Source organism: Bacillus sp. L75, from assembly GCF_003676355.1.
Lineage (GTDB): Bacteria > Bacillota > Bacilli > Bacillales > Bacillaceae > Bacillus > Bacillus velezensis.
Genome location: NZ_ML064901.1, coordinates 18,175 through 41,980, shown reverse-complemented (window position 1 = coordinate 41,980; position 23,806 = coordinate 18,175). Strand labels below are relative to the sequence as shown.

Genomic DNA, 23,806 nt, shown 5'->3' with positions numbered 1-23,806 from the left:
AAAAACATCCCGCTCTCAGCGGGATGTTTCTTGTAATGAAGGAAAGGACAAACCGAGCTTTTGAATCCGCAGCACGAATTCCCTTAAATCACCCTGTTTTGCCACCATTGATATTCTGACATAACGCTTTCCGCCGCTGCCGAAAATCTCGCCGGGCGTCACGACAACATGGGCATGCTCCAGCAGATAGTCCGAAAACTGGTGTGAAGACTCGAATTCATTCGGAATTTCAGCCCATACATAAAAAGTCCCTTTCGGTTTTTCAATGCTCCAGCCTAATTCCTTTTCACATAACGCCGTGAAAAAGTCAATCCGTTCTTTATATGTGCGCTTCAGACGCTCCGTATGCTCAGGACTTCCTGACAGCGCCGCCGCTGCCGCCTGCTGAAGACCGCCGAACATGCCGACGAAGACGTGATCCTGAAACTCATTGACCGCCTGAATGATTTTCTCATTCCCCACGGCAAATGCCATTCTCCAGCCTGCCATATTGAAGGTTTTCGAAAATGAATAAAGCTCCGCGCCGACCGTTTTCGCTTCTTTCGCCTGAAGAAAGCTGGCCGGGTTCTGATCAAATTCGAACGCGCCGTATGCAAAATCGTGAATAAGGTGGATGTCATGTTTTTTTGCAAACGCTGCCGCTTTTTCATAAAACGCCTGATCCGCAGTCGCGCCAGTCGGGTTATTCGGGTAATTCAAAAACATCAGCTTGGCTTTTTTCAGGACGGCGGGATCAATCCGCTCAAAATCCGGCAAATAGCCGTTTTCCGGATGAAGCGGCATCTCATGCAGCTCCGCTCTGGCCATTGTAATTCCCGATAAATACTCAGGGTAGCCGGGGTTCGGGACTAAGGCGATATCGCCGGGATTCAGCAGGCATTGCGTCAAAACGTACAAACCAGCTTTCCCTCCGCCGAACAGCGCGACTTCTGTCTCCGGATTGACCGATACCCCGTACTCTCTCTCATAAAATTCCGCGATGGCTTCTTTCAGAAACGGATAGCCTCTGAACGGGCCGTATCCGTGATACGAAGGATTCAGCGCAGCCTCCCGCAATGTTTCAACGATATGCGGCGGTGTGGGGAGATCGGGATTCCCCTGCCCGAGGTTAATGATCTGAGCTCCCGTTTTCTCCATCTCTTTTACCTTTTGAAAAACGAGCGAAAATTCCTGTTTCGGAAGTGTCTTGATGACGTCGGACGGTATGATTTCCATCTGAAAGGCTCCTTATAAATGAATTTGCTCTGATTCGTTATTCCGTTCTGAAAAGGATTTATTGACCAGTTTTGTATGCAGAAACAGCCCGCTGACCAAAAGGACGATAAACGCCATGATGACTGCCGCGTCTACAATATTGATCAGCATGGAACCGACAGCGATGCACAATCCGATGGACGCCTCCGCCACCGAAAAGATCCGGCCCTGAATCTGGTTCGCCGCGTTCTCCTGAACTTTGACCTTCGCCAGCACTTCACCGTATTCCATTGCGATAAAGAAAAGAATAGCGGCAATGACTGACACGGCGAAAATCGGGGTAAACAAAAACAGCGCAAGCGAGACGATCGATAACACTGTAAAATACATCAGCCCTTTATTGTTGTTAAAGCCCCATTTGCTGACAAGAGCGGCGCCGATAAAGCCGCCGAAGCCGATGCAGAACGTCAGGATGAAATTGCCGATTTCCCCGTCGCCTAAAAAGCGGCTGACAATCGGGAAATAGCTGTAGACGACACCCCACAAAAGCGCCATCGTAATCATCGTGAACATGGCGTTTAACACAAAAGCATTTGTTTTGATTTCCTTCAGGCCTTCTTTAAACGACTGAAAAGCTTCCCTTACGTTTTCTGACTGAATCGGCACGTATTGAAGCTTAATGCGGCTGATGAAAAACGCGGAGACAAGATAGGTCACCCCGTTAAACGCGACGGCAAGCTCCACAGAACCGCCTAACAGAAAAAGTCCGCCGGCTGCAGCGCCGACAATAATCGAAATCGTCGTGGCTTTTGCAAACAAAGTGTTGATATTTTTAATATCCGCTTCTAAAGACGACATGACCGCGAGACGTGCCGGGTTAAAAAACACGCCGCTTCCGTAAGAAACAAACAGCAGCGCCAGAAAAAGCAGCGGATATTCGCCTTTCGGGAGAAATGTCAGCCCCAAAAAGATGACGCCTCTGATCACATCCGTCCACAGCATGATTTTCACCCTGTCGAGCCGGTCCACGAGCACGCCTAAAAACGGCTGAAACACCATCGGAATACTGCGGACCGCGATGACGCCGGACGTCACCCAGTAGTCGTGATAGTATGTAGACAAAATGAGCAGAGCCGGGAGAACGCAATAGTCTCCCATAAACGAAAGCGCCTGCCCGAAAAGCAAATACTTAGAGTTCGGTTTCAGCTGTTTCATACCGGTAACGCATACTTTGCAGTCAGCTTCGCCTGCTGCTGAATTTGTTTGATTGATTCGGCCACGTCACCCGAATTGCTTCCTTTCAGCTCGAACGCCGCAATGCTGTTGAACGCTTCGAACAGCCGCAGATCCACGGATGTACCCGCCTCGGCCGCCGAGAAAGAAACGATTTCGGTGTCTCCCTTTAAGACGCCGCCGGGAATGTCAATGCTTTCAATGACGAAATCGACAGCCGTCTCAGGCAGCTGGCCGTTTTCTTTGAAATGCTGAGGATACAAGTGGCAGTCGGCGACATAGCATGGCTCCTGCTCCAATAATCCTTTCGGCAGATCGGCTTCTTTTCCGAAACAGAGAACATCCAATAACAGCTGCGCCATATCGACGCCGAAGACCTTTTTAATATTCGGAATCATGTTCCAGCCCGCAAATCGTGCCGCTGATTCAATCAGTCCGGCTTCCCGGTTTTTCATTAATTTAATCTCTGTATGTGTTGCGCAGTTTTCGAGGCCGAGTCCTTCATTCGCCTTTTTGGCTGCTTCGACGATTTTCCGCTTCGCGTCATCATCCAGGATGGACGGCGTAATATGCGATGTCTCCGTGAATCCGATTTGCGGTGTTTTATCATGAATTGCGACAGGGAAGTATTCTCCGTCGGCCATGATGCCTTCTATGCTGATATAGTCGGAATAACCGCTTGTTTCGTACCAGTCGTCATACTCGCCCTGCAAAAATTCTTCCGCGATAAACGGCGCTTCAAACGTGACCGCTTTCGGTACGTTAATCGACTTCAGGTATTCATTGACTCTGTTAAATTCGGCTTCTGCCGTTTCCCTCTCTTTGATGAGCGTCACGCCGATGGAGCTCGCCAGATATGTAGGCTTTAGAATGAGCGGCGTTCCGATTTCCTGAAGCGCGGCGCGGAAATCTTCCAGCGTCGTCACCCGTTTGTTTTTGATAGACTTGACGCCGGCCCGGTTGAAAGCGGCTCTCATTTTGTTTTTATCTCTGGCATTTTCAGCGGCCTGTACGCCCGCTCCCCGCAGGCCGAGACGTTCACACGCTTTTGCCATCGGAGCGATAAACAGTTCATTGTTGGTCGTAATGGCGTCAACCGCGAACATGCCGGCCACCTTGACGATTTCTTCGACTACTTCTTCCTCAGGTTTGTCATGATCTTCATGAGCCCAGTAAATCGAATCGGGATGCTCAAAATCAGCCAGACTCTTAAAATAGTCTTTATCTTTTATGACCGCGACCGAGTATTTTTCAATTAATGCCGCATGAGAGGCTGTAATTGCAAAAGGCCTTGGAATAAAGCTGACGAGGTTGTATTTTTCGGCTGCGCTTTTGTAAAACATATGCGGCGGGCATCCCCCAAGGTCAGCGATAACCAATACTGTTTTTCTCTCCATATGTAAACACTCCTTCTCTATTGTGCGGTGTATCCACCGTCTGCGGTGATCGCGCTTCCGGTCATATAGCTTGATAAATCCGACGCGAGAAACAGCATGACGTTCGCTATTTCTTCAGGCTTGCCGAGTCTCAGCAGCGGATTGACTTTCGCTTTTTCTTTTTTGATTTCTTCAAGCGTGCCTTCGTTGTTTTCAAGGAACGACTTTTCATTCAAAGGTGTGTCAATGATTCCCGGGCACACGCAATTGACGCGGATGTTGTGTTTGGCGTAATCGACAGCCATCGAACGCGTCAGCTGCAATACGCCGCCTTTAGAGGCGTTATATGCGGGAATGTCGGGCCATGCAACGACTCCTCCGACGGAGCACGTGTTAATGATATTGCCCTTGCCGCTTTTGAGCATATACTTGAGCGCGTGCTTGCTCATAAGAAACATGCCCGTCAGATTGACGTTGAGCACCTTGTTCCAATCGCTCAGCTCCATCTCATGAATCGGGGCGACAATTTCGATGCCGGCGTTATTGATTAACACGTCCAATCCGCCGAACTTGTCCGCCGCTGACTGGATGGCGTTTTGACATGCCGGCTCATCTGTAATATCCGTCTGCACAAAATGCAGCCTGTCATTGTTTTCTTTCCTGATCATCGCTTCTCCCTGCGCCTCATCAATATCCGCGACGACCACATTCGCCTGCTGATTCAGAAACGCCTGAACCGCGGCATAACCGATGCCTGATGCGCCCCCTGTGATGAGGACGGTTTTATCCGTCAGGTTCATGACTCTTCCGCCTCTAATTTTTTCGCTTTTGCTCTGTTATAGCGCGGAGGGAAAAAGATATTGACTGATTTTGAATCTTTTTCAAATCTGTTGATGGCGCCGTGATCTTCTCTCGGATCGCAGAAATAAGCTGTGCCGAATGTCATATCCACTTTGCAGCCTTCAATGGTCATATCATAGCCGCCGCCGATGCAGATGCCGATCTGTTCATTGCGGTGTTTATGGAACGGCATTTCTCCCCCGTTGCCCGGAATGTTGGCAAGCATGATTTCCACCCAGTCTTCCACGAAGAACGTGACTTCCATACCGGGCAATAAGTCTCTCGTTTTAAAAATATTCAAAAAATAATCTTCAGGGCTTGTGTAGGTTTCACCGGCTTTCAGGCGTTTAATATCAATGGCGATCACTTCTTGATCCGTCTCATTTCTTGCGCCGTGAGGCACATTAGGAGGCGCGATATAGGCTGATTCCAGCGCTGTCATCTTTCTTGTGACATCTCCGACAGTCATGGACAGCTCGCCGGAAACGACAAGGCCGATTTGGACTTCCTTATGCTGATGCGGTTCCACGTTTGTATGCGGCGGAACGTAAGAAAGCAGAACTTCCGTATCTCCTCTGACGGACGAATATTGTCTTACTCCGTTATCCCATTCTATTAATTTAGGCGTCGGGAAATAAAGTTCCTGCAAATCTTGTTCAGTTTTCATCATGAATCTCTCCTTTTCCGAATAATGACCAGCTCATGGGAATGCTTTTAAATGTTTTGACAAAGTGAAGGCCGTACTTTTGTCTGGCCAGCTCATTTGTCAGCGCGATGTCGGACAAACCGTCCTTCACTCTTTTCGCGGCTGCGCTCGTTGAGTTCACCAGATCAAACGTGACATCTTTACGGGTAAAATACTTAATCAAATTGATAGGAGACGGGTGGGATACGATGACAGTCTGATCAAGCATGTCATCCGTATATTCAAAACCGGGCCGGACAGCCAGGCCGTACATCGGGGTGTCGCACCTGAAAATTTGCAGAAGCTGCAGATCCGGTCTCATGTAGAAGTGCTTAATGCCGTCATACGCGTGAGGCACAATTGTGTATTCCAGCGGACTTTGAAGCGTTTTTTCAATGCACGATTCAAATGTATCATGCAGTGATAATTTACTGTTCACCCCTTGGAGAAGGGTAAAATTGGTGATGAAGTTTTTTGCTGCGTACTCACTGCTTGTCCCTTCAGGACCGAGCGTGTTGATCGTAATCAGTTTAGATATTGAATAAGCCTTGCTTTTCGTTTGAATGCTATTATCCAATATAATCATGAGCACCAACCAATCTGTTAAATTTTAAGTAAATATTATCCATAGACGTTCAAGCTGTCAATATTATTTGAAAATATTGATAATTATTCCTATATATTAGAAAACACCCTATGAAATAGGGTGCTAAAAATTAACATTTACAAAATTATAGAAACTTTATTTTACCGATACAATGATTGGTCGGCCTGATGCTCATATTTCCCATACCTTCTGTATGCGAAAACGCTGAGGACAAAGCCGATGAGGGTGACGGCCGCACAGATAAATCCAACAGCCGCATATCCGTATCCGACATAGACCGGACCCATGACAGCAGAACCCAAGGTGACGGCCAAATTGGACGCCAGACTGTAAAATGCCATGATTTTGCCCCGGCGGCTCTGTGAGCAATCACTTAAAATGGTGCTGAGCAAGGTCACCGTCAGGCTTTGCATCAATCCCCAGACGAATAACCCGATAACCAAAAACGGCATTGATGACGGCGCATAGGCGAGACAGGAAAGCCATATGCTGATCACGGCCAATGCCGCGATCAAAGAGCGCATTTTCCCCGCCTTATCTGCGATTTTTCCGGTGAACACGCTCATGGAAAAACCGATTCCGTACACCATGATCAGCAGCCCTGAAGCTGTATTCCCCCCCGGCAGCACGCGGTGAAGATATGTGCCGAGAAAGGAATACATGCCGTAAAAACCGATCATGTTGCAAAAAGTGATCGTGAGGTATACAGGGACACGGGGCACCTTCAGCGCATCCCGGAAAGTGCCTGCCTGCCGGCCGTTTTCCTCTTCTGTTTTATCCCCATCCGCCGTGCTGCGGCGCGCCTCAATGAAAATGAGCGAAGCAACGAGGACAGACATGAGGGCGAAAATCCAAAACGTCCACCGCCAATTTAAAACGCCGCCGATAAAAGAGCCGATCGGAACGCCGAAAATCAAAGCGAGCGACCAGCTTGACACGATCAGACCCATCACCTTGCCGCGGTACGCATAAGGCACACGGTCGCCGACCACCGCATAAGCTGTCGGCACAAACGCACCCGCCGCAAGCCCGGAAAGCGCCCTGCCCAGAAAGAAGAAAAAGAGATTGTGCGCCAGCGCGCAGATCACCGTGCCGGCCGTAAATATAAGCAGCCCCGCCATCAGGCTGAGTTCCCGGGAATATTTATCGCCCAGCGGAACGAGAAGCGGCGCACCGATAAAAATCATCACTCCGTAAATACTGATGGAAAGCGCCAGCACACTGACATCCGAGCTGAATGCCCGCGCTAAATCCGGAAGCAGCGGAGAAATCACCAGCTCTTCAGAACCGGCGGCAAATACGCCTAATGTCAAAGCAAGCGCGAGACAGATCGGAAATCGGCGTTTCGTTTCGATGTGATCGGTTTGTTTGCTGTTCATGCTCTTTGAACACCTCTTCCGTAAAACTTTTCTACCTTTTGTTGTTTTATAGTTTAGCATCCTTATGTTTCATTTTACATTTCAAATGAAAACTAATTCTGTTTTCTTATTTACATTCAGATTTTAAATAAAATATTTAGTTTGTATTCAACAAATGATATAAAATACGTCGTCCGGTTATGCTATAGTGATAGAATCATTTGTTAAGGTGGGGGTCATGAAATGAATAACGCTGATTCAAAGGCCGCCCGCGCAGGCCTCGGCATGGTACTGATTCTCGGGACGCTCGCTTCATTCGGGCCGCTTTCGCTCGATATGTATCTGCCCGCTTTGCCTGAAGTGGCGGCCGATCTTCATACGACAGCGTCACTTGCGCAGCTGAGCCTGACGTTTTGTCTTTTGGGGCTGGCGGTCGGGCAGATCGTTGTCGGGCCGCTCAGTGATATGATCGGGCGCCGGAAGCCGCTCATTCTGTCATTGCTGCTTTATACGCTGTCTTCTTTATTATGCGCCTTCAGCCCTTCTGTTTCGTTTTTAATTGTCATGAGGTTTATTCAAGGATTCACCGGGGCGGCCGGAATCGTCATCGCACGGGCGTCCGCACGCGATATGTATTCCGGAAAAGAATTGACGGCTTTTTTCTCATTACTGATGCTCGTCAATGGGGCGGCACCGATTTTAGCGCCGATTACAGGGGGATTTATCCTTCAGTTTGCCGGCTGGAAAATCGTATTTGTCGTGCTGGCGGTGATCGGCTGTATCATTTCTGCCGCCGTGCTTACGGCGTTGCCTGAATCACTCCCGCCGGAAAAGCGGACAAGCGGCGGACTCCGGGAGACGCTGATGACGTTTCGCGGCCTGCTTGGCGACCGGATGTTTATGGGATTTGCGCTCAGCCAGGCATTTGTGATGACCGGCATGTTCGCATATATTGCCGGGTCGCCGTTTGTACTGCAAAACATCTACGGCGTATCGGCGCAAATGTTCAGCCTGCTGTTCGCCGTAAACGGTGCGGGAATCATATGCGCAACCCAAATCACCGGACGGATGGCCAAAACACATGATGAACGGAAGCTGTTTGTCTCCGGGCTGTTGATCGCCGTCATCGGAAGCATCGCTTTGCTTTTATCACTTGCGTTTGGTTTAGGCCTGACGGCGGTCTGCATTTCATTATTCATCATTGTTTCTTCTGTCGGGATCGTCACGACGACGGGATTTTCTCTGGCTATGCAGAAACAGGAGAAAGGCGCGGGAAGCGCTGCAGCTCTTCTCGGACTCCTGCCCTTTATCGGCGGTGCGGCTGCCGCTCCCCTGGTCGGTATTGCCGGAGAAGAAAATGCCTGGCCGATGGCCGTCAGCATTTTCGGTTTTGAGTTCTTTGCCGTTCTATCCTATGTCCTGTCGGCCAAACGAAAAACAAAGTAAAGCCCGCCGCTTTTTGCGGAGGGCTTTTTTTCTTATCCGGCAGCGCCTTTTTCCGAAGAAGCCTGCTCACGCTTCAGGCGTTTTTTAATACCGAAGTGATAATACGCGTAACAGATGATCATCAGCGGGACGCCGCAGTACAGACCGATACGCTGGTCGGGGATAAAGATGAGACTGATTAAGATAAGCCCGTAAATCGAAAATCCGAGAATCGGCACGATCGGATAAAGCGGCGTTTTAAATGCCAGGTCTTTCAGATTTCCTCCTTCAGCGAGAAAGCGTCTCCGGAAAACGAATTGTGAAGCGCAGATTGACATCCACGCGACGACGGTAATCATACCGGAGATGGAAATGAGCCATACATACACCGTTTCAGCCGCGAATACACTTGTCAGCAGGGATAAACCGGAGATAGCGATGGTGATGGAAAGAGCTTTCAGAGGCACGCCTTTTTTCGTCAGTTTCGTTAAGGAAGCGGGGCCCATCTTAGTTTTTGATAGGGACCACATCATTCTGGATGAAGCGTACAGCCCGGAATTCGCCACCGACAGCATGGCGGTCAGAATGACAAAGTTCATGATATCAGCCGCATAGGGAACGCCGATTTTATCCAGCACAGCCACAAACGGGCTTTCGATGACGCCTGCCGTTTGGTACGGCAAAATGGACACGAGAACAAACATCGCCAGCACGAAGAAAAACAGCGTCCGCCATATGACGTTTCGGATTGAGCGGGGAAGCGTCTTTTCCGGATTTTCGCTTTCTCCCGAGGCGATTCCGACCAGCTCGGTGCCCTGGAATGAAAAATTCACCATGACAAGGGTAAACAGCACGGCTTGGGCACCGTTCGGGAAAAGCCCTTTGTCCGTCGTAAAGTTTGACAGATACGGAGCCGTCTGCCCGCCGTTAAAACCGACAAAGCCGAATACCGCAGCGCAGCCGAGAATAATAAACAATACAATGGCCATGACCTTAATGCTGGAAAACCAAAATTCCATTTCCGCAAAACTCCGCGCAGACAGCGCGTTAATGGAAAAAATGACGACGCCGAATACAAGGCACCACACCCAAATCGGAACGGCCGGAAACCACCGCTGCATTAAAATCCCCGCCGACGTCAGTTCAAGCCCCACTGTATTGGCCCAGCTGAATGCGTACATCCATCCGATCGTAAAACCCGTCGACGGCCCGAGAAACTTTGCCGCATACGCTTGAAATGATCCTGCGACCGGCATGGCGACCGCGAGCTCCCCCAAACAAAGCATCACCAGATACATTAAAAATCCGCCGATCACATAAGCCAATATCGCGCCGATCGGTCCCGCTTCACTGATCGTAAAACCGGAGCCCAGAAAAAGCCCCGTCCCGATCACGCCGCCGAGGGCGATCATAAACAAATGCCGGCCCTTCATCGTGCGCTGCAATTCAGTTTGATTGGTATCTCCCTGCATATACATCCCCCTTATTCCGTTATGTCAGCCATTTGTGCGTATGTCTAATCGGTAGCTGTGCAAAAGGTGCATTGTTGTCTGCTGAATGAGCTCCGGCAGCACATGGAATGTGTACGGCTTGTACACGCGTTCCGTCCATTTATGGCCGTCCTTTCCGTATACCCCTATATTGACCGACGGAATATTCAATTCCCTGATTTCTTTAAAAGGAATCGTCCCGATGACATCCCAGCCCGGAAAATTATCGGTAAAGGCGGAGACCTCCTCGTCTGTTTCATGCAGCGATAAAAAGCTTCCGTCCGCTAAATAAGGGAAAAACTTTTTAAAGGCGAATGTTTCTCCGGTTGACGCCGCTGTTTTATCGACCGCTTCTTGAATGACATGCTGCAAAAGCCGGTCCCGTGTGCTCTCTTCTTTCAGATAATTGTGCGGAAGGTAAGGCGGCGCATAGAAAATAATGACCTTGGCTCCCTGCTCAGGATCGAGTTTTTGCAGTTCCTCGACGGCTTTAAAGCATCTCATCCGCAGTTCAAGATGTTCATATGTTTTAAATGCCTGCCCGATACACTGTGCAGGGTCTATCCCGCGGCTTCTCAGCCTTTTCAGGTAATCTTCCAGACTGTACACTTGAACGTTCCATGACATCTCTTTTTTCGGCAGGCTCGTTCTCTCACAGTATTCGTCGTAATAATCAGATAATTTTCGTTCTGTCTCTTTGCAGGCTTCGTCAGCCACGGCGGTCAGCTGATCCATGACTTCTTTGGCGGTTTTCTCGTAAATAAAATAATTAAAATAGACATAGCTGCTGACGGCGGTCTGCACGTTATACGCTTCCTTGTTGTCACGCTGGTACAGGCAGGTCGGCGGAAGCACAAGCTCCCCTTCAATGTTTTCCGCCATATGAATATTGTTGTGAATTCTTCTGGTGATTTCTGACGCGATCAAATTCGGGTCGATGCCGGACAGCGTATCACCGACATGCACCTCCCGCCCGTAAATCGCAAAGCAAGGCAAAAGCTTCCCTGCCGCGCCCGTGTAGATGTACCTTGTCGTGTCACCCTCATACAGCGGGGTGATAAAATCGTTATTAATCGCTGCTAAATAACGAAGCTGCTTTTCTTGTTTCAGCCGTTTTAATTCAGAAATGCTGGTTAAAATGCCGGAATGCTGGCTTTCTTCATCCGGGTTTGCCATGAACAGAATATGGCCCGGCAGCTGATCGCGCCGTTCAGAAAAGTGAAGCAGATTGGCGAGATGAACGGCAATACCGCTCTGCATATCAACCGAACCCCTTCCGAACATCCACTCGCCTGAGCGGGCGTCCCGCTGCACATCCCGATCAAATTCATAGTTTGAGAAATACTCCGCGAGACGGTCGGAATCAAAAGCGATATCTTTTAAAGGGCCGAAATCCTCGATGCCGACCGTATCAAGATGAGCGTGATAAATGACCGTATTCAGGCTTTCGCCGTTTCCCTCAATAAATGCAAAAATATTTTTGCGGCCGTAAGGGTCCTCAGGAATCGCCTGCTCCCACACATGTGACGGATTCTCCTGAAAGTAGGGAAAGCTCTTGATCATATCTTTGATATAGTCGGCTTTTTTTCCTTCTCCCAATGTGCCGTTGATGCTGTTTAACGCCACCAGTGATTTCGTAATGGCTTCTATTTTCTCCTCCGGAAGCATTTTGCTGAGCTGCTGATACATGTTCCATCCTCCTTACCCTCATATAGAGAAAATAGCGCGACTCTCTTTTTCATCGCGCTATTTCCGAAAGATTAATAGGCTTCAGACGTTGTTTTTGCCTGCATATGAAGAATCAGATAGTCAGGTCCTCCGGCTTTTGAATCGGTTCCTGACATATTGAAGCCGCCGAACGGCTGGTATCCGACAATCGCTCCCGTACATCCGCGGTTGAAGTATAGATTCCCGACGTGAAAATCTTCGCGGGCGCGTTCAATGTGCGCGCGGGTTTTCGATAACAGAGCGCCCGTCAGTCCGTAATCGGTATTATTGGCAATCTCAAGCATATGGTCGAAATCACGGGCTTTTGAGATCGCGACGACCGGCCCGAAAATTTCCTCCTGCATCAGGCGGGCGTTTTCATCAACATCCGCAAAAATGGTCGGCTGAATAAAGTATCCTTTTGAATCATCACCTTCGCCTCCCGTCAGGAGTTTTCCTTCTGTTTTGCCGATTTCGATATAACTCATGACTTTATTATAAGATGCTTCGTGGATGACTGGCCCCATGTATGTATCAAAATCTTCCGGACTTCCGACGGTGAGTGATTTTGTTAAAGCGACGGCTTTTTCAACAACTTCATCATAGACGTCCTGATGGATGACCGCACGGGAACCGGCTGAACATTTTTGGCCTGAGAATCCGAAGGCGGAATACACGATTGAGGAAGCGGCAAGATCAAGATCAGCATCTCTGTCTACAAGCACCGTATCTTTCCCTCCCATTTCGGCAATGACCCGTTTCAGCCACTTTTGGCCCGGCTGTACTTTTGCGGCGCGTTCATAGATGCGGCATCCGACCGCGCGGGAACCTGTAAACGACACAAATCTCGTCTTCGGATGCTCAACCAGATAGTCGCCGATTTCTCCTCCGTCGCCCGGTATGAATTGGAGCACGCCGTCCGGCAGGCCCGCTTCTTTCATCACTTCAACGAATTTCGCCGCCACGACAGGCGCCGCATCCGCCGGTTTCAGCAGTATCGTGTTGCCTGTTACGATGGCTGCCGCCGCCGTTCCCGCCATAATCGCAAGCGGGAAGTTGAATGGAGAGATGACGATCCCCACCCCAAGCGGCTCATAGTGATACTGATTATATTCTCCGTCACGGCTCTTTACAGGGGAACCGTCTTTCAGTTTCAGCATCTGACGGGCGTAATACTCTAAAAAGTCGATCGCTTCCGCCGTATCCGCATCCGCTTCCTTCCACGGTTTTCCGGCTTCTTTCACTAGATACGCGGAGAATTCGTGCTTTCTTCTGCGGATGATCGCCGCCGCTTTAAACAGCACATTCGCGCGGTGTTCCGGCCGTACTTTTTTCCATGTTTGAAATGCCTGCAGCGCAGCCTGCATGGCCTTTTCCGCAAGTTCTTTTCCGGCGGCCGATACAGAACCGATCACTTCTTTTTTATCTGCCGGATTGACGGAAATGATCTTTTTATCCGTTTCAATCGCTTCACCGTTGATGATAAGCGGATAATGCTTGCCGAGCTGTGAATTCACATAAGCCAGCGCTTCCTGAAACGATTGTTTATTTGTCTCTTCCTGAAAATTTGTAAATGGTTCGTGTGCGTATGAAACTGTCATTAGAATTCCTCCCCGTATTTTGTAATGTGTGCTCACGCTTTATGAAGATGCAAGAAGCATACCAGCATAGCAATTTGTGATAAAAATAAGAAAATCTTTGCCGAAAGCGGACGAAGCTTGTCCGAATCTGTCAGCTGTAATCTGAAAACGCAAAGAAATTTTGCGATCCGCTATATAACTGATGCAAAATCTCTTTGCGGATAACACTTATACCCAGCCGCGGAAACGGGCCGCTTCAGCCGACTTTCTGATGCCCGTCATATAGGCGGCCAAACGCATATCGACTTTGTGGGTATGCGCTGTCTGATAAATGGATTCAAACGAATTCACCATGACGCTGCGCAGTTTTCCGGCGACTTCCTCCTCAGACCAGTAAAAGCCTTGATTATTTTGCACCCATTCAAAATAAGACACCGTCACGCCGCCGGCGCTTGCCAAAATATCCGGCACGAGAAGCACGCCTCTTTCATTCAGAATTTTCGTGGCATCTATCGTTGTCGGGCCGTTTGCCGCCTCCACAATGATTGAAGCTTTAATGTGATGGGCGTTTTCAGCCGTAATCTGATTGGAGATTGCGGCGGGCACGAGAATATCACAGTCCTTTTCCAGCAGCTCCCTGTTCGTTATGACATCCGAGAAGAGATTCGTCACCGTGCCGAAGCTGTCCCGCTTATCCAGCAGGTAATCAATGTCAAGGCCGTCAGGGTCATACAAAGCGCCGTGGGCGTCTGAGATGCCGATCACCTTGGCGCCGGCGTCATGCATAAATTTAGCGAGAAAGCTCCCCGCATTTCCGAACCCCTGAATGATGATCCGCGCATTTTCCAATGGAATCCCTTTTTTCTTAACGGCTTCCTCAATACAAATCGTGACGCCTTGCGCGGTCGCCGTCTCCCGCCCCTGTGAACCGCCGAGAACAATCGGTTTGCCCGTAATGAATCCCGGTGAATCAAATTCTCTCAGGCGGCTGTATTCGTCCATCATCCATGCCATAATCTGCGAGTTGGTATATACGTCGGGAGCCGGAATATCCTTTGTCGGACCGACGATCTGGCTGATCGCACGCACATATCCGCGGCTCAGCCGTTCCAGCTCTCCGAATGACATCGTCCGAGGATCACAGATGATGCCGCCTTTTCCGCCCCCGTAAGGAAGATTTGTGATGCCGCATTTTAAAGTCATCCAGATGGAAAGCGCCTTAACCTCTTCTTCACTGACTTCCGGATGAAACCGCACGCCCCCTTTTGTCGGGCCGACTGCGTCATTATGCTGTGAGCGGTAGCCCGTGAAAACCTGTACTGAGCCATTGTCCATTTTGACAGGGATGCGGACGGTTAAAAGCCGCATCGGCTCTTTCATCAGTTCATACATATTGTCAGGGTACCCCAGTTTTCGCAGGGCCTCTTTTATGATCGATTGTGTTGACAAGAACAAATTAAGAACTTCTTTTTCTTCATCTTTCTGATTGCTTTTAGAAATCGGGTTGGCTGACATGTTTTATCACCTCATCGTATTTTACGTGTAAGCTTCAATTACCGGCAGAACAAAATGTAAGCGCTTTTACACCAAAACCCATCAATCCCTTTCACATTGTCGTTACGCCCTTTTTTATATGCAAGATTCATGCCAGGTTTTTTGCGCATAAAAAAAAAGAGGCTGTTGTCAGCCTCTTTCATCCCCGATTAACGCGGGTCAATAACCAGCTTTGTTTCGGCATAAAGACTGCCGGCCCCCAAACCGTTTACGTAATCGCCTTTAATTGTATACGCGCCCGCGCGCGGAAGGTTTTTACGCACTAGGACGAGATTGTATTCAGACGCGCCCAATAAGTCAAGGGTAAGCGGAAGTCTGACCGTTTTTCCGTAGTTGAGAATTTGCGTTTCTTTCAGTGTTCTTCCGTTTACAGAGTCCCTCACAGTGGCGTTGAACCCGTCAGGAAATTGAAATTCAACGGCGCCGACGGCAAGCAGCGCATTCGGCTTGTATGTGACTTCAATATCAGACGTCGCGTATTCTTTCGTACTATTGACGGTTTTCGCTTCAATAACGGCAGATTGGGCGTTCGCATGAAAAGATGGCAAGAACACAGATGAAAATACCGCAGCACTGATGAGAAAGGCCGAAAATGATTTTCTTTTTAACATCATGAATTCCTCCAGATCATATGGGATTCAGAGCGTCCTCTGCCGGAAAAGCGTGTCTGATGGTTCCATTCGCGAATTGGGTTTCTCTTTTCCTGAGAATAATCTACCACCTTTATCCATGGAAGTAAATTATTTTTTAGAATATTCAATCATTTATTTTTCACGAGATGAATCAGCACAAAAAACGAAGACATCCGCTGTCTTCGTCTTGTGCGCTATCGGTGAGCCGTCTGCCAGTCAAATCCGATGGTGTCATCATTCCACGGAATTCTTTTTTCGTCAGGCTGATCCGGATTGTAGGACATTGTCGTGAAATAAATAATGGTCAGCGGGGTTTCACCCAGCACTCTGTACCCGTGTGCGACGCCCCTAGGAATGAGAAGGAGCATCGGATTGTCTTCTCCCATGTAGTAGACATCCGTTTCTCCCTTGGTTGCCGACTCTTCGCGAAGGTCATGCAGCACGACCTGGGCGTGGCCCGTCGGAAAAAACCACAGGTCATCCTGTTTCTCATGATAGTGAAATGCTTTAATGACGCCGGGGTAGCTTTTGGACCAGGAAGCCTGCCCGAAACGCTCTAAGAGATGTTCATCGTCACGGACGAGTTCTGAGAAAAAACCCCGGTCATCGCTGTGTTTGATCAGCTTTTTGATTTTTACGCCTTCGATCACTTGCACTGTCCCTCCCTTTGTAAATAATCATGCAGCGCTTCCCGCCAATGCCTCATGCCGAGCCCCTGCCGTTCAATCGACTCAAGACTCAACACCGAGTAAGCGGGGCGCGGCGTCTCATTTCCGTATTCCTCCGTCGTGACGGGCAGCACGGAGGCGGTTCTGCCGCTTTCTTCAAAAATAGCCTTGGCAAATTCATACCAGCTGCACACTCCGCTGTTTGCGGCGTGGTATAAGCCCGGCGGCCTGTCAAACAGACCGATCACCGTTTCGGCTAAATCCTTTGTGTACGTCGGCGCTCCGACTTGATCGTTAACGACACGCACCTGATCATGTGTATCCGCAAGTTTCAGCATCGTATTGACAAAGTTGTGCCCGCCGCTGCCGTACACCCACGACGTTCTGATAATGGTGTGGTTTTTTCCCGTTAACCGGATCAGTTCTTCGCCGAGTTTTTTGCTTTTTCCGTAAATCGTGCCCGGATCTGCGGGATCATCGGTCTGGTATGGCCGTGTTCCTTTGCCGCTGAAGACGTAATCGGTGCTGATGTGAATGAATTTCGCGCCGGTGTTTTCAGCCTCAAGCGCGGCATAATAAGCGCCGATTCCGTTTATTAAATACGCTTTGTCGAGCTCCGTTTCACATTTGTCAACGGAGGTGTATGCCGCCGTATTGACGACGATATCCGGCTTGTAATGGCTGAACGAGTGCCGCACCGAACGCTGGTCGGATATGTTCATCATCGCTTTTGTCAAGGCGATCACTTCATACCCTTCCCGCTTCAGCTGGCGGCATAACTCCCGCCCCAGCTGGCCGGCCGCTCCGGTTACTAATACCTTCGTCAATCGGATCCCCTTCTTTCCGATTAGTCTTGGCTGTCTGTATACCAGCGAATGGTTCTTCTCATTCCTTCTTCAAATGTGACGTCCTGCCGCCAGCCCAGCTCATTTTTCAGCTTTGAGGCATTGATGGCGTAACGGCGGTCATGCCCTTTTCTGTCTTCGACATGAGCAAACCGTTCCTCGACACCGAGCTCCTTCATGATAAATGACGCAAGCTCTTTATTCGTCCGTTCATTTCCTCCGCCGATATTGTAAATGTCACCGAGTGTTCCTTTTTCCAGCACGAGCTTAATGGCGCGGCAATGATCTTCGGCAAACAGCCAGTCTCTGATCTGCATCCCGTCGCCGTACAGCGGAACCGGCGTGCCGTTTACGGCATGCCTGATAATGGTCGGAATCATTTTCTCGTGATGCTGGTACGGCCCGTAATTGTTGCTGCATCTTGTAATGATGGCAGGAAGCTTATGGGTTCTCACGTAAGACATGACGAGCAGGTCTGAGCTTGCCTTGCTGGCCGAATACGGATTGTTCGGAGAAAGCGGCGTCGTCTCCGTAAAAGCGGGATCATCCGGCGCCAAATCTCCGTACACCTCATCTGTGGAAATGTGAATCAGCCTGCCGGCTTTTCCCTGTAACACCGCGTCCGCCAGTCGGTATGTGCCCATCACATTTGTTGTGATAAACGGCTCTGCCTGATTTATGCTTCTGTCCACATGGGATTCAGCCGCAAAATGAATGACAGCGTCATACATTTGGGAAAAGACTTTGTCAATGTCCTCTTTTTTAGAAATGTCACCTTTGATAAAACGGAAACGGCCGTTCTTTTTTAAGGCTTCTATTTCAAGCGGCCTGCTTGCATACGTGAGATTATCCAGGACGGTAATCTGCGCGTCCGTTTCTTTCAGCATCATCTTTGTAAAGGTAAGGCCGATAAATCCGGCGCCCCCTGTAATTAAATATGATTTTGGCATGATTAATGCTCCTGTCCTTTCTGTAATGCCTGATGCGCCAGGCTTCCGGCGAGGTAGAGCGATTCATGCGTGCCCGCATCCACCCACCAGCCCGTTAACACATCATACGTCAGCTCACTGTGTTCAATGTATAAATTATTGACATCCGTAATTTCCAGTTCGCCGCGTTTTGAAGGGGAAATTTGTTCAATATAAGAAAACACTTCTGCGTCGTACATGTAGATCCCTGTGACGCATAGTCTGGTCGGCGGCTGCTCCGGCTTTTCAATGATCGACTTGATCCGTTTGTTTTTCTCATCAATCTCGGCGATGCCGAAGCGCTCCGGGTCGTCCACTTCTTTCAGCAGCACTTTTGCTCCTTTTCCCTGCTTTGCGAAACGCTCCGTATAAGGTTTTAATGAATCTTCAAAAATATTATCTCCCAAAAGCAGAACGAACGGATCGCGCCCGGTAAACCGCTTTGCGTATGATAAACCGTCGGATATGCCGGATGCGGCTGGCTGAACCTGATATGTGATTGAGACGCCGAGCTCTTCTCCGGTTTCGAGAAGTTTATGAAATTGCGGAATATATTCTTTTTGCGTAATCAGCAAAATATCTGTAATCCCCGCTTCTTCCAGCTTCATGATCGACCAGTAAATCATCGGATATGGACCGACAGGGAGTAAATGCTTATTGACCGCTTTTGTCAGCGGCATAAGGCGTGAGCCGGTGCCTCCGGCTAAGATAACACCTTTCACATGAACACTTCCTTACGTGTGGTTTTATCACAAATCATAAAGAATCGCCGCCGCCCGTTTGATGCCCCTGCCGTCAACCAGCGGCTTTCCGTTTTGATGAAGTCCGGTCCGCATCGGATAATCAGCGGCCATGTCAGACATATGCCGAGCGAGAACGTCCGGTGATATGCATTCACCAAGGCCGAGATGAACGGCGGCCCCCCGTGCGGCGAATTTTTCTGCCGTCTCAGTTTGATGCTCCACTTGAGAAAGTACGATGCAGGGCACACCTGTACAAATGGTTTCATATAAAGTGATCCCGCCGGACACGACGGCCATATCAGCCCTCGAAAGAAGCGCGGCCATGTCATTTGTCTGCCTTACCATCTCGGCATAAGGCATTTGTGTAAGATGCGCGCGCACGTTATCAGCATGAGGCGCGGCGCCGCCCATGACGATGATCACTCGTTTTCGCTGAATGTCGGGGATGCGGCGGCATGCTTCCATCACTTTAAAGACAAGCTTCTTCGGGTCGCTTCCTCCTAATGAGACCAATATGGTCCGGCATTCTTTTCTCAGTTGATAGAGCTGCTTTGCTTTTTCAAAACCCGGATGAAGAATCATATATTCCGGGCCTTCATATACAGCGGCGCTGCCCATTTGGACCGTCCGGCTTTTCAGCCCGCCGTAAATGCCGTTTATAACGGCATCGCATAAATGAATGACATGTTCCCGTTTTTCTTCAAATAAGACGATGCGTGCCGATGAATGCTTTTTGACTTCCTCTAACCAGTCACACGGCATATCGAGCAGATCGAATATGAGAAGGTCAGGAGCCTGCCTGTTTATTTCCCGGACAATAAATTCCTTCTGTCCCTTGTCAGGCTTGATGATCACTTCCCATTGATCAGATGACAGATAAGAAGAAGCCTCTTTATTTGTGCAGAACGTTATTGAGCAATTGTTCTTAATGGCACCGGCAAGCAGCTTCATCCGGACCGCGTGCCCCATGCCGATGTCACGGCCCCCGTCAGCGAAAATCAGAACCCGCATGCTAATCAGCCTCTTTTTGCCGGATCATTTGATTAATGGCCCTGAGCTCCGGATCACTATTCAGCAGATAGATCAATTCTTTTGCCGGAATATCAGGACGCGAGCCCGCTTTTACGTACAGCTCGCGGGCCAGCCTGTAGTCCTCTTCTGTATCGACGGTCATCCGCAAGTGAGGAGCCCGGAGTTCCTGCGGGGGCTCAGGAAAGAGAAGCCGGTACCTCTCAGGAGATTCTCTTATTAAAAGCGTGACATGTTCCTGGTATTTGTCCGCCAGCGTTTTGTCGGCATTGATCTCCGTTAAAAGTCGCGCGCTTACCGCCTCGCCGCCGATGCCAAGCGGTGTACCGCAGATATACGTGTAGTCCGCGTGCTGATCTAAATGCGATTGAATCAGAAAATCAAGCAGCGAAGGGTCGACAAACGGGTTATCCCCCGTCAGTCTGACTGCGATGTCCGGTTTTACTCGTTCGATGACTTGTGCAAACCGGTCAAGCACGCGCTGCTCGCTGCCGCGGTGCACACGGTAGTTCTTGCTGAGGCAGTGCGCAGACAGAATGTCGTCGGTCTTGCTGTCAGACGCGGCGACGATCAGATTATCCCGCGATTGATCATAATACGCGCTTTGCCGAACCCTTTTGACAATCATATCGAGAATCGTATACCCGCCGATCGGTTTCAGCACTTTGCCGGGAAGACGCCCGCTTCCCATCCGCGCCTGAATGATAAACAAAATGTCAGTCATCATATGGGCTGCCTTTCGTCAAAAGGTCATCCCAAGTGATGCCCGTGTCAGCGGGGATATCCCTGACCGCACGCGTCCCGTCAGTTAAAAGTTCAAAATATCTCGGGTGGAGCCCCTGCGGTTTTTGGCCGGGACGAAGGACGGCAAGGTTTTCCGCCGTAAAACATTCGCCTTTTTGAATCGGCGCTGTTGAAAAAATGCCTCTGTAAGCGAACCTTCTGATATCTCCTTCAATCGGTGTCGTGGTTTTATGGGAGCTTCCCGACAGCACTTCCGGCACCGAAGCGTGATGCCCCTGCCGCAGCTCCGCTTCAACTGAGCGGATCGCCGCAACCATTTGTTTTAATTCATCCGGATTGAGGGCGAAGGAGTGATCAGCACCGGGCAGGTTTTTATCGATCGTAAAATGCTTTTCAATCAGTTTCGCTCCGAGCCTGACCGCCGCGCACGGCACATCATACGGATGGGCGCTGTGATCGGAGAAACCGATCACTGCATCCGGGAATGCGGCGGCAAGCATGGGAATGACGCTCAGATTGCTGTATTCAGGCGGCGCGGGATATTTCGCCACACAATGCATGATCGCAATTTCTTTGTTCCCCTCGCCGGTAATGGTTTGATAAGCCTCCTGAATATCTGAAATATCAGCGCCCGCGGTGGAGAAGATAATCGGGGTCTTCAGCCCCGCGACATATTTCAATAACGGCAGATGGTTCAGCTCGTAGGAGGCGATTTTAAAAGCTGAAGGGGAAGTCGCATACAGTAAGTCGGCAGAGCCTTCGTCACATACCGTGCTTAAAAACAGCACGCCTTTTTTCTTACAATATTCAAGCAGCGGTTCGATCCACTCAGCGGGCATTTCCATTGATTGCACTAAAGAAAATATCGAGACGTCTTTTCCCGCAGCGGTTTTGTACAAGCCGGGGTCTTTCTGATACATTTTGTCAGCCTGAAACATTTGGAACTTGACCGCGTCCGCGCCGGCCTCACTGGCCGCATCTATCAATTCAAACGCCTGGCTCAGTTTTCCGTCATGATTAATTCCAGCTTCGGCGATGATGAATACGGGCGAACCTTCGCCGATTGACTTCGTTCCGATTTGGCATGATGCCATCAGTCCGCCTCCTTCCCGGGCCACACATGATAGTAGTAATAGGACGCATCCGCTTTAAATCCCATTCTTTCATACAGGCGGATGGCTCTTACATTGTGGAGCTGCGTTCCCGCTGATACAGTCTTATGCTGAAAGCGCAATGATTGTTCAATAATGTGCGCCGCTAAATGGAATCCCGCTCCTTTCCCTTCAAAGCCCGGCTTTACCGCCATCAGATCAAGGACGAATTCATCGCCTTTAGACAGCCCCTGAATAAAGCCCACGGTCTCTCCCTTATATGTGGCGGCGAATTGTAACGAAGCTCTGCCTTCCGCGTTATTCCGCGCCCACTCTTCAAACAGGCGGTTTGCACTTTCATAGCTGAGGCGGGGATCTTGGTAATACCTGCTTTTTGTAAAGGCGTCGCGGGCCAGCCGGCTGATCGCTTCCGTGTCGCCGGGTCCGGCTTCTGTAATCTCAAACGGCGGTGTGCTGTTATATACACGCACCGGACTGACGAGCTTGAGCAGACTCCCTACAAAATAAGCGTTCGGAAGCTGCTGAACGACCTGCATCGCGCCGATATCTTCAGCCGGTATTTTAATAAATATAAAATCAGTGCCGTCCGCCCGCCTTGCCGCGTAAAATTCCTGAAACAGCCTTTTGAGCTGTCCGGCGCTGTTTGCGGCTGCAAGCTTCACATTGATGATATTTTTTCGGAACAATTGACTTTCCCACGAAGAGTTTTCATATAAAATCACGCCTTGAAGGCTGTTTTCTTCCAATAAACAGAGCGACGATTCATAGGCTTCCGTCTGAATGCCCTTCTGATGCAGGAAGGTATGAATCATGTCCTGCGCAAGATTTTCCCTCAGTCTGTACACCTAATCAGCCCCTTTGACGATATCCGTAACGGCTGCAATGACGTATTCAACGTCGTCATCTGTCATTGACGGATAAAGAGGGAGTGACACGGTGCGGTGATAATACGCTGCAGCGGCCGGAAAGTCAGTCTCCTTATACCCGTACGTTTTTTGATAATACGGATGGAACGGAACCGGAATAAAATGAACACTTGTACCGATATTATATTGGTCTTTTAAAGCGGAAATCAGATCGTTCCGGCTGACCCCGGCCTCCTGCTCCTCTATTTGAAGAACATACAGATGCCATGCATGCCGCCCGTCATCACTGACATGCGGGATGGTCAGCCCTTTCATGTGTCTGAAGGCGTCCTGGTAGCGGCTCGCAATGTCGGCTCTTCTTTGCTGCATGCTGTCAATCCGTTTCAGCTGATGAAGCCCAAGCGCTGCCTGAAGATCAAACATATTCATTTTATAGCCGGGCGTTTCGACCTCGTAGTACCAGCTTCCGTTTGAAGAATAGCGGTTCCACGCGCCTTTGCTCATGCCGTGAAGGCTGAGCACCCTGATCTGATCGGCGAGCCCGTCATCGTCCGTCGTCAGCATGCCGCCTTCACCGGTTGCCAGGTTTTTTGTCGCGTAGAAGCTGAATGCCGTCGCATCGCCGATTGATCCGATCATTTTCTGTTTATACGTGGTATACACGGCATGTGCGGCATCCTCTAAGACAAATAACTGATGCTTTTCGGCAATGGCCAGAATCTGATCCATATCACACGACTGGCCGGCGAAATGAACGGGTACAATCGCTTTTGTCCGCGGGGTGACGGCCGCCTCAATTTTTTTAGGGTCCGCATTCAGCGAAAGCGGATCGATGTCAACAAACACCGGAACGGCGCCTGTGTGCACGATTGTATTGGCCGTTGAACTGAACGTCACGGCAGACGTGATGACCTCGTCGCCGGGACCGATCCCTTTCGCTTTCAGGGCCAAAAACAAAGCGGCGGTACATGAGTTCAGCGCGATCGCGTGCTTTGCCCCCGTCCAGGCGGCAAAAGCTTTTTCAAACGCCTCTACTTTCGGTCCCTTTGAAAGCCAGCCCGATTCAAGCGTATCAATAACCTCCTGAATTTCGTCCTTCCCGATCATGGGCAATGAATAGGGAAGAAAAGCTGATCTTTTTTGCACCATT

22 protein-coding genes are annotated in these 23,806 nt (G+C 49.7%); 1 reads left to right on the top strand and 21 read right to left on the bottom strand.

What is annotated here, in order from left to right; all coding sequences use genetic code 11:
• Nucleotides 1-15: 15 nt before the first annotated feature.
• The 7 genes from D5S11_RS00205 to D5S11_RS00175 form a co-directional block, all read right to left on the bottom strand.
• Nucleotides 16-1,215 (bottom strand): transaminase BacF, encoded by a 1,200-nt coding sequence (locus D5S11_RS00205; RefSeq protein ID WP_020957988.1) that lies wholly within the window; start codon nt 1,213-1,215, stop codon nt 16-18.
• A gap of 12 nt (nt 1,216-1,227) precedes the next feature.
• Nucleotides 1,228-2,409, bottom strand: coding sequence for a bacilysin exporter BacE (locus D5S11_RS00200; protein ID WP_007407671.1), 1,182 nt, complete (start codon nt 2,407-2,409; stop codon nt 1,228-1,230).
• Nucleotides 2,406-3,824 (bottom strand): alanine--anticapsin ligase, encoded by a 1,419-nt coding sequence (gene bacD / locus D5S11_RS00195; protein ID WP_020957989.1) that lies wholly within the window; start codon nt 3,822-3,824, stop codon nt 2,406-2,408. Before bacD ends, D5S11_RS00200 begins: the two co-directional genes overlap by 4 nt.
• Nucleotides 3,825-3,841: 17 nt before the next feature.
• The gene (gene bacC / locus D5S11_RS00190) at nt 3,842-4,603 is read right to left on the bottom strand and encodes a dihydroanticapsin 7-dehydrogenase (protein ID WP_020957990.1); all 762 of its coding nucleotides are present in this window, start codon (nt 4,601-4,603) and stop codon (nt 3,842-3,844) included.
• Entirely contained in the window at nt 4,600-5,310 is a 711-nt protein-coding gene (gene bacB / locus D5S11_RS00185; RefSeq protein ID WP_032869426.1) for a 3-((4R)-4-hydroxycyclohexa-1,5-dien-1-yl)-2-oxopropanoate isomerase, read from the bottom strand. Before bacB ends, bacC begins: the two co-directional genes overlap by 4 nt.
• The gene (locus D5S11_RS00180) at nt 5,300-5,914 is read right to left on the bottom strand and encodes a bacilysin biosynthesis protein BacA (RefSeq protein WP_015418458.1); all 615 of its coding nucleotides are present in this window, start codon (nt 5,912-5,914) and stop codon (nt 5,300-5,302) included. Before D5S11_RS00180 ends, bacB begins: the two co-directional genes overlap by 11 nt.
• Nucleotides 5,915-6,075: 161 nt before the next feature.
• Entirely contained in the window at nt 6,076-7,314 is a 1,239-nt protein-coding gene (locus D5S11_RS00175) for an MFS transporter (protein WP_108725258.1), read from the bottom strand.
• 222 nt (nt 7,315-7,536) lie between these two features.
• On the opposite strand from D5S11_RS00175, the gene D5S11_RS00170 reads away from it, so the two are divergent.
• A complete protein-coding gene (locus D5S11_RS00170) occupies nt 7,537-8,739 on the top strand; it encodes a multidrug effflux MFS transporter (RefSeq protein WP_039063797.1) in 1,203 nt (400 codons plus the stop codon).
• A 32-nt stretch (nt 8,740-8,771) separates the two neighbouring features.
• Here D5S11_RS00170 and D5S11_RS00165 read toward each other — a convergent pair whose 3' ends face one another.
• From D5S11_RS00165 to D5S11_RS00100, 14 genes are all read right to left on the bottom strand, one after another.
• Nucleotides 8,772-10,190 carry an amino acid permease gene (locus tag D5S11_RS00165; RefSeq protein ID WP_007407677.1) on the bottom strand — a complete coding sequence of 473 codons (1,419 nt, stop codon included), beginning with the start codon at nt 10,188-10,190 and terminating at the stop codon, nt 8,772-8,774.
• A gap of 24 nt (nt 10,191-10,214) precedes the next feature.
• Nucleotides 10,215-11,897 (bottom strand): M20 family metallopeptidase, encoded by a 1,683-nt coding sequence (locus D5S11_RS00160; RefSeq protein ID WP_007407678.1) that lies wholly within the window; start codon nt 11,895-11,897, stop codon nt 10,215-10,217.
• Between the two features lie 71 nt (nt 11,898-11,968).
• On the bottom strand, nt 11,969-13,516 hold the full coding sequence (gene pruA, locus D5S11_RS00155) for an L-glutamate gamma-semialdehyde dehydrogenase (protein ID WP_003150992.1): 1,548 nt from the start codon (nt 13,514-13,516) through the stop codon (nt 11,969-11,971).
• Nucleotides 13,517-13,723: 207 nt separating this feature from the next.
• Nucleotides 13,724-15,010, bottom strand: a complete 1,287-nt coding sequence (locus D5S11_RS00150) for a Glu/Leu/Phe/Val family dehydrogenase (RefSeq protein WP_007407680.1) — start codon at nt 15,008-15,010, stop codon at nt 13,724-13,726.
• A 188-nt stretch (nt 15,011-15,198) separates the two neighbouring features.
• Nucleotides 15,199-15,660: a biofilm surface layer hydrophobin BslB gene (gene bslB, locus D5S11_RS00145; RefSeq protein WP_022537147.1), complete on the bottom strand. Its 462-nt coding sequence runs from the start codon at nt 15,658-15,660 to the stop codon at nt 15,199-15,201.
• 215 nt (nt 15,661-15,875) lie between these two features.
• On the bottom strand, nt 15,876-16,331 hold the full coding sequence (locus D5S11_RS00140; protein ID WP_007407682.1) for a dTDP-4-dehydrorhamnose 3,5-epimerase family protein: 456 nt from the start codon (nt 16,329-16,331) through the stop codon (nt 15,876-15,878).
• Complete coding sequence (gene rfbD / locus D5S11_RS00135) at nt 16,328-17,176, bottom strand: dTDP-4-dehydrorhamnose reductase (RefSeq protein ID WP_007407683.1); 849 nt, start codon at nt 17,174-17,176, stop codon at nt 16,328-16,330. The genes D5S11_RS00140 and rfbD overlap by 4 nt, the downstream gene beginning before the upstream one ends.
• A 20-nt stretch (nt 17,177-17,196) precedes the next feature.
• Complete coding sequence (gene rfbB / locus D5S11_RS00130; RefSeq protein WP_020957994.1) at nt 17,197-18,144, bottom strand: dTDP-glucose 4,6-dehydratase; 948 nt, start codon at nt 18,142-18,144, stop codon at nt 17,197-17,199.
• Nucleotides 18,145-18,146: 2 nt separating this feature from the next.
• Nucleotides 18,147-18,884 (bottom strand): sugar phosphate nucleotidyltransferase, encoded by a 738-nt coding sequence (locus tag D5S11_RS00125; protein WP_031378582.1) that lies wholly within the window; start codon nt 18,882-18,884, stop codon nt 18,147-18,149.
• A 27-nt stretch (nt 18,885-18,911) separates the two neighbouring features.
• Nucleotides 18,912-19,916 carry a PseG/SpsG family protein gene (locus D5S11_RS00120; RefSeq protein WP_047936281.1) on the bottom strand — a complete coding sequence of 335 codons (1,005 nt, stop codon included), beginning with the start codon at nt 19,914-19,916 and terminating at the stop codon, nt 18,912-18,914.
• Between the two features lies 1 nt (nt 19,917).
• Nucleotides 19,918-20,658: a cytidylyltransferase domain-containing protein gene (locus D5S11_RS00115; RefSeq protein ID WP_047936282.1), complete on the bottom strand. Its 741-nt coding sequence runs from the start codon at nt 20,656-20,658 to the stop codon at nt 19,918-19,920.
• Nucleotides 20,651-21,772 (bottom strand): N-acetylneuraminate synthase family protein, encoded by a 1,122-nt coding sequence (locus D5S11_RS00110; protein WP_047936283.1) that lies wholly within the window; start codon nt 21,770-21,772, stop codon nt 20,651-20,653. Before D5S11_RS00110 ends, D5S11_RS00115 begins: the two co-directional genes overlap by 8 nt.
• A complete protein-coding gene (locus D5S11_RS00105) occupies nt 21,772-22,635 on the bottom strand; it encodes a GNAT family N-acetyltransferase (protein ID WP_047936284.1) in 864 nt (287 codons plus the stop codon). The genes D5S11_RS00110 and D5S11_RS00105 overlap by 1 nt, the downstream gene beginning before the upstream one ends.
• The gene (locus tag D5S11_RS00100; protein WP_007407691.1) at nt 22,636-23,805 is read right to left on the bottom strand and encodes a DegT/DnrJ/EryC1/StrS family aminotransferase; all 1,170 of its coding nucleotides are present in this window, start codon (nt 23,803-23,805) and stop codon (nt 22,636-22,638) included.
• Nucleotide 23,806: the final 1 nt, after the last annotated feature.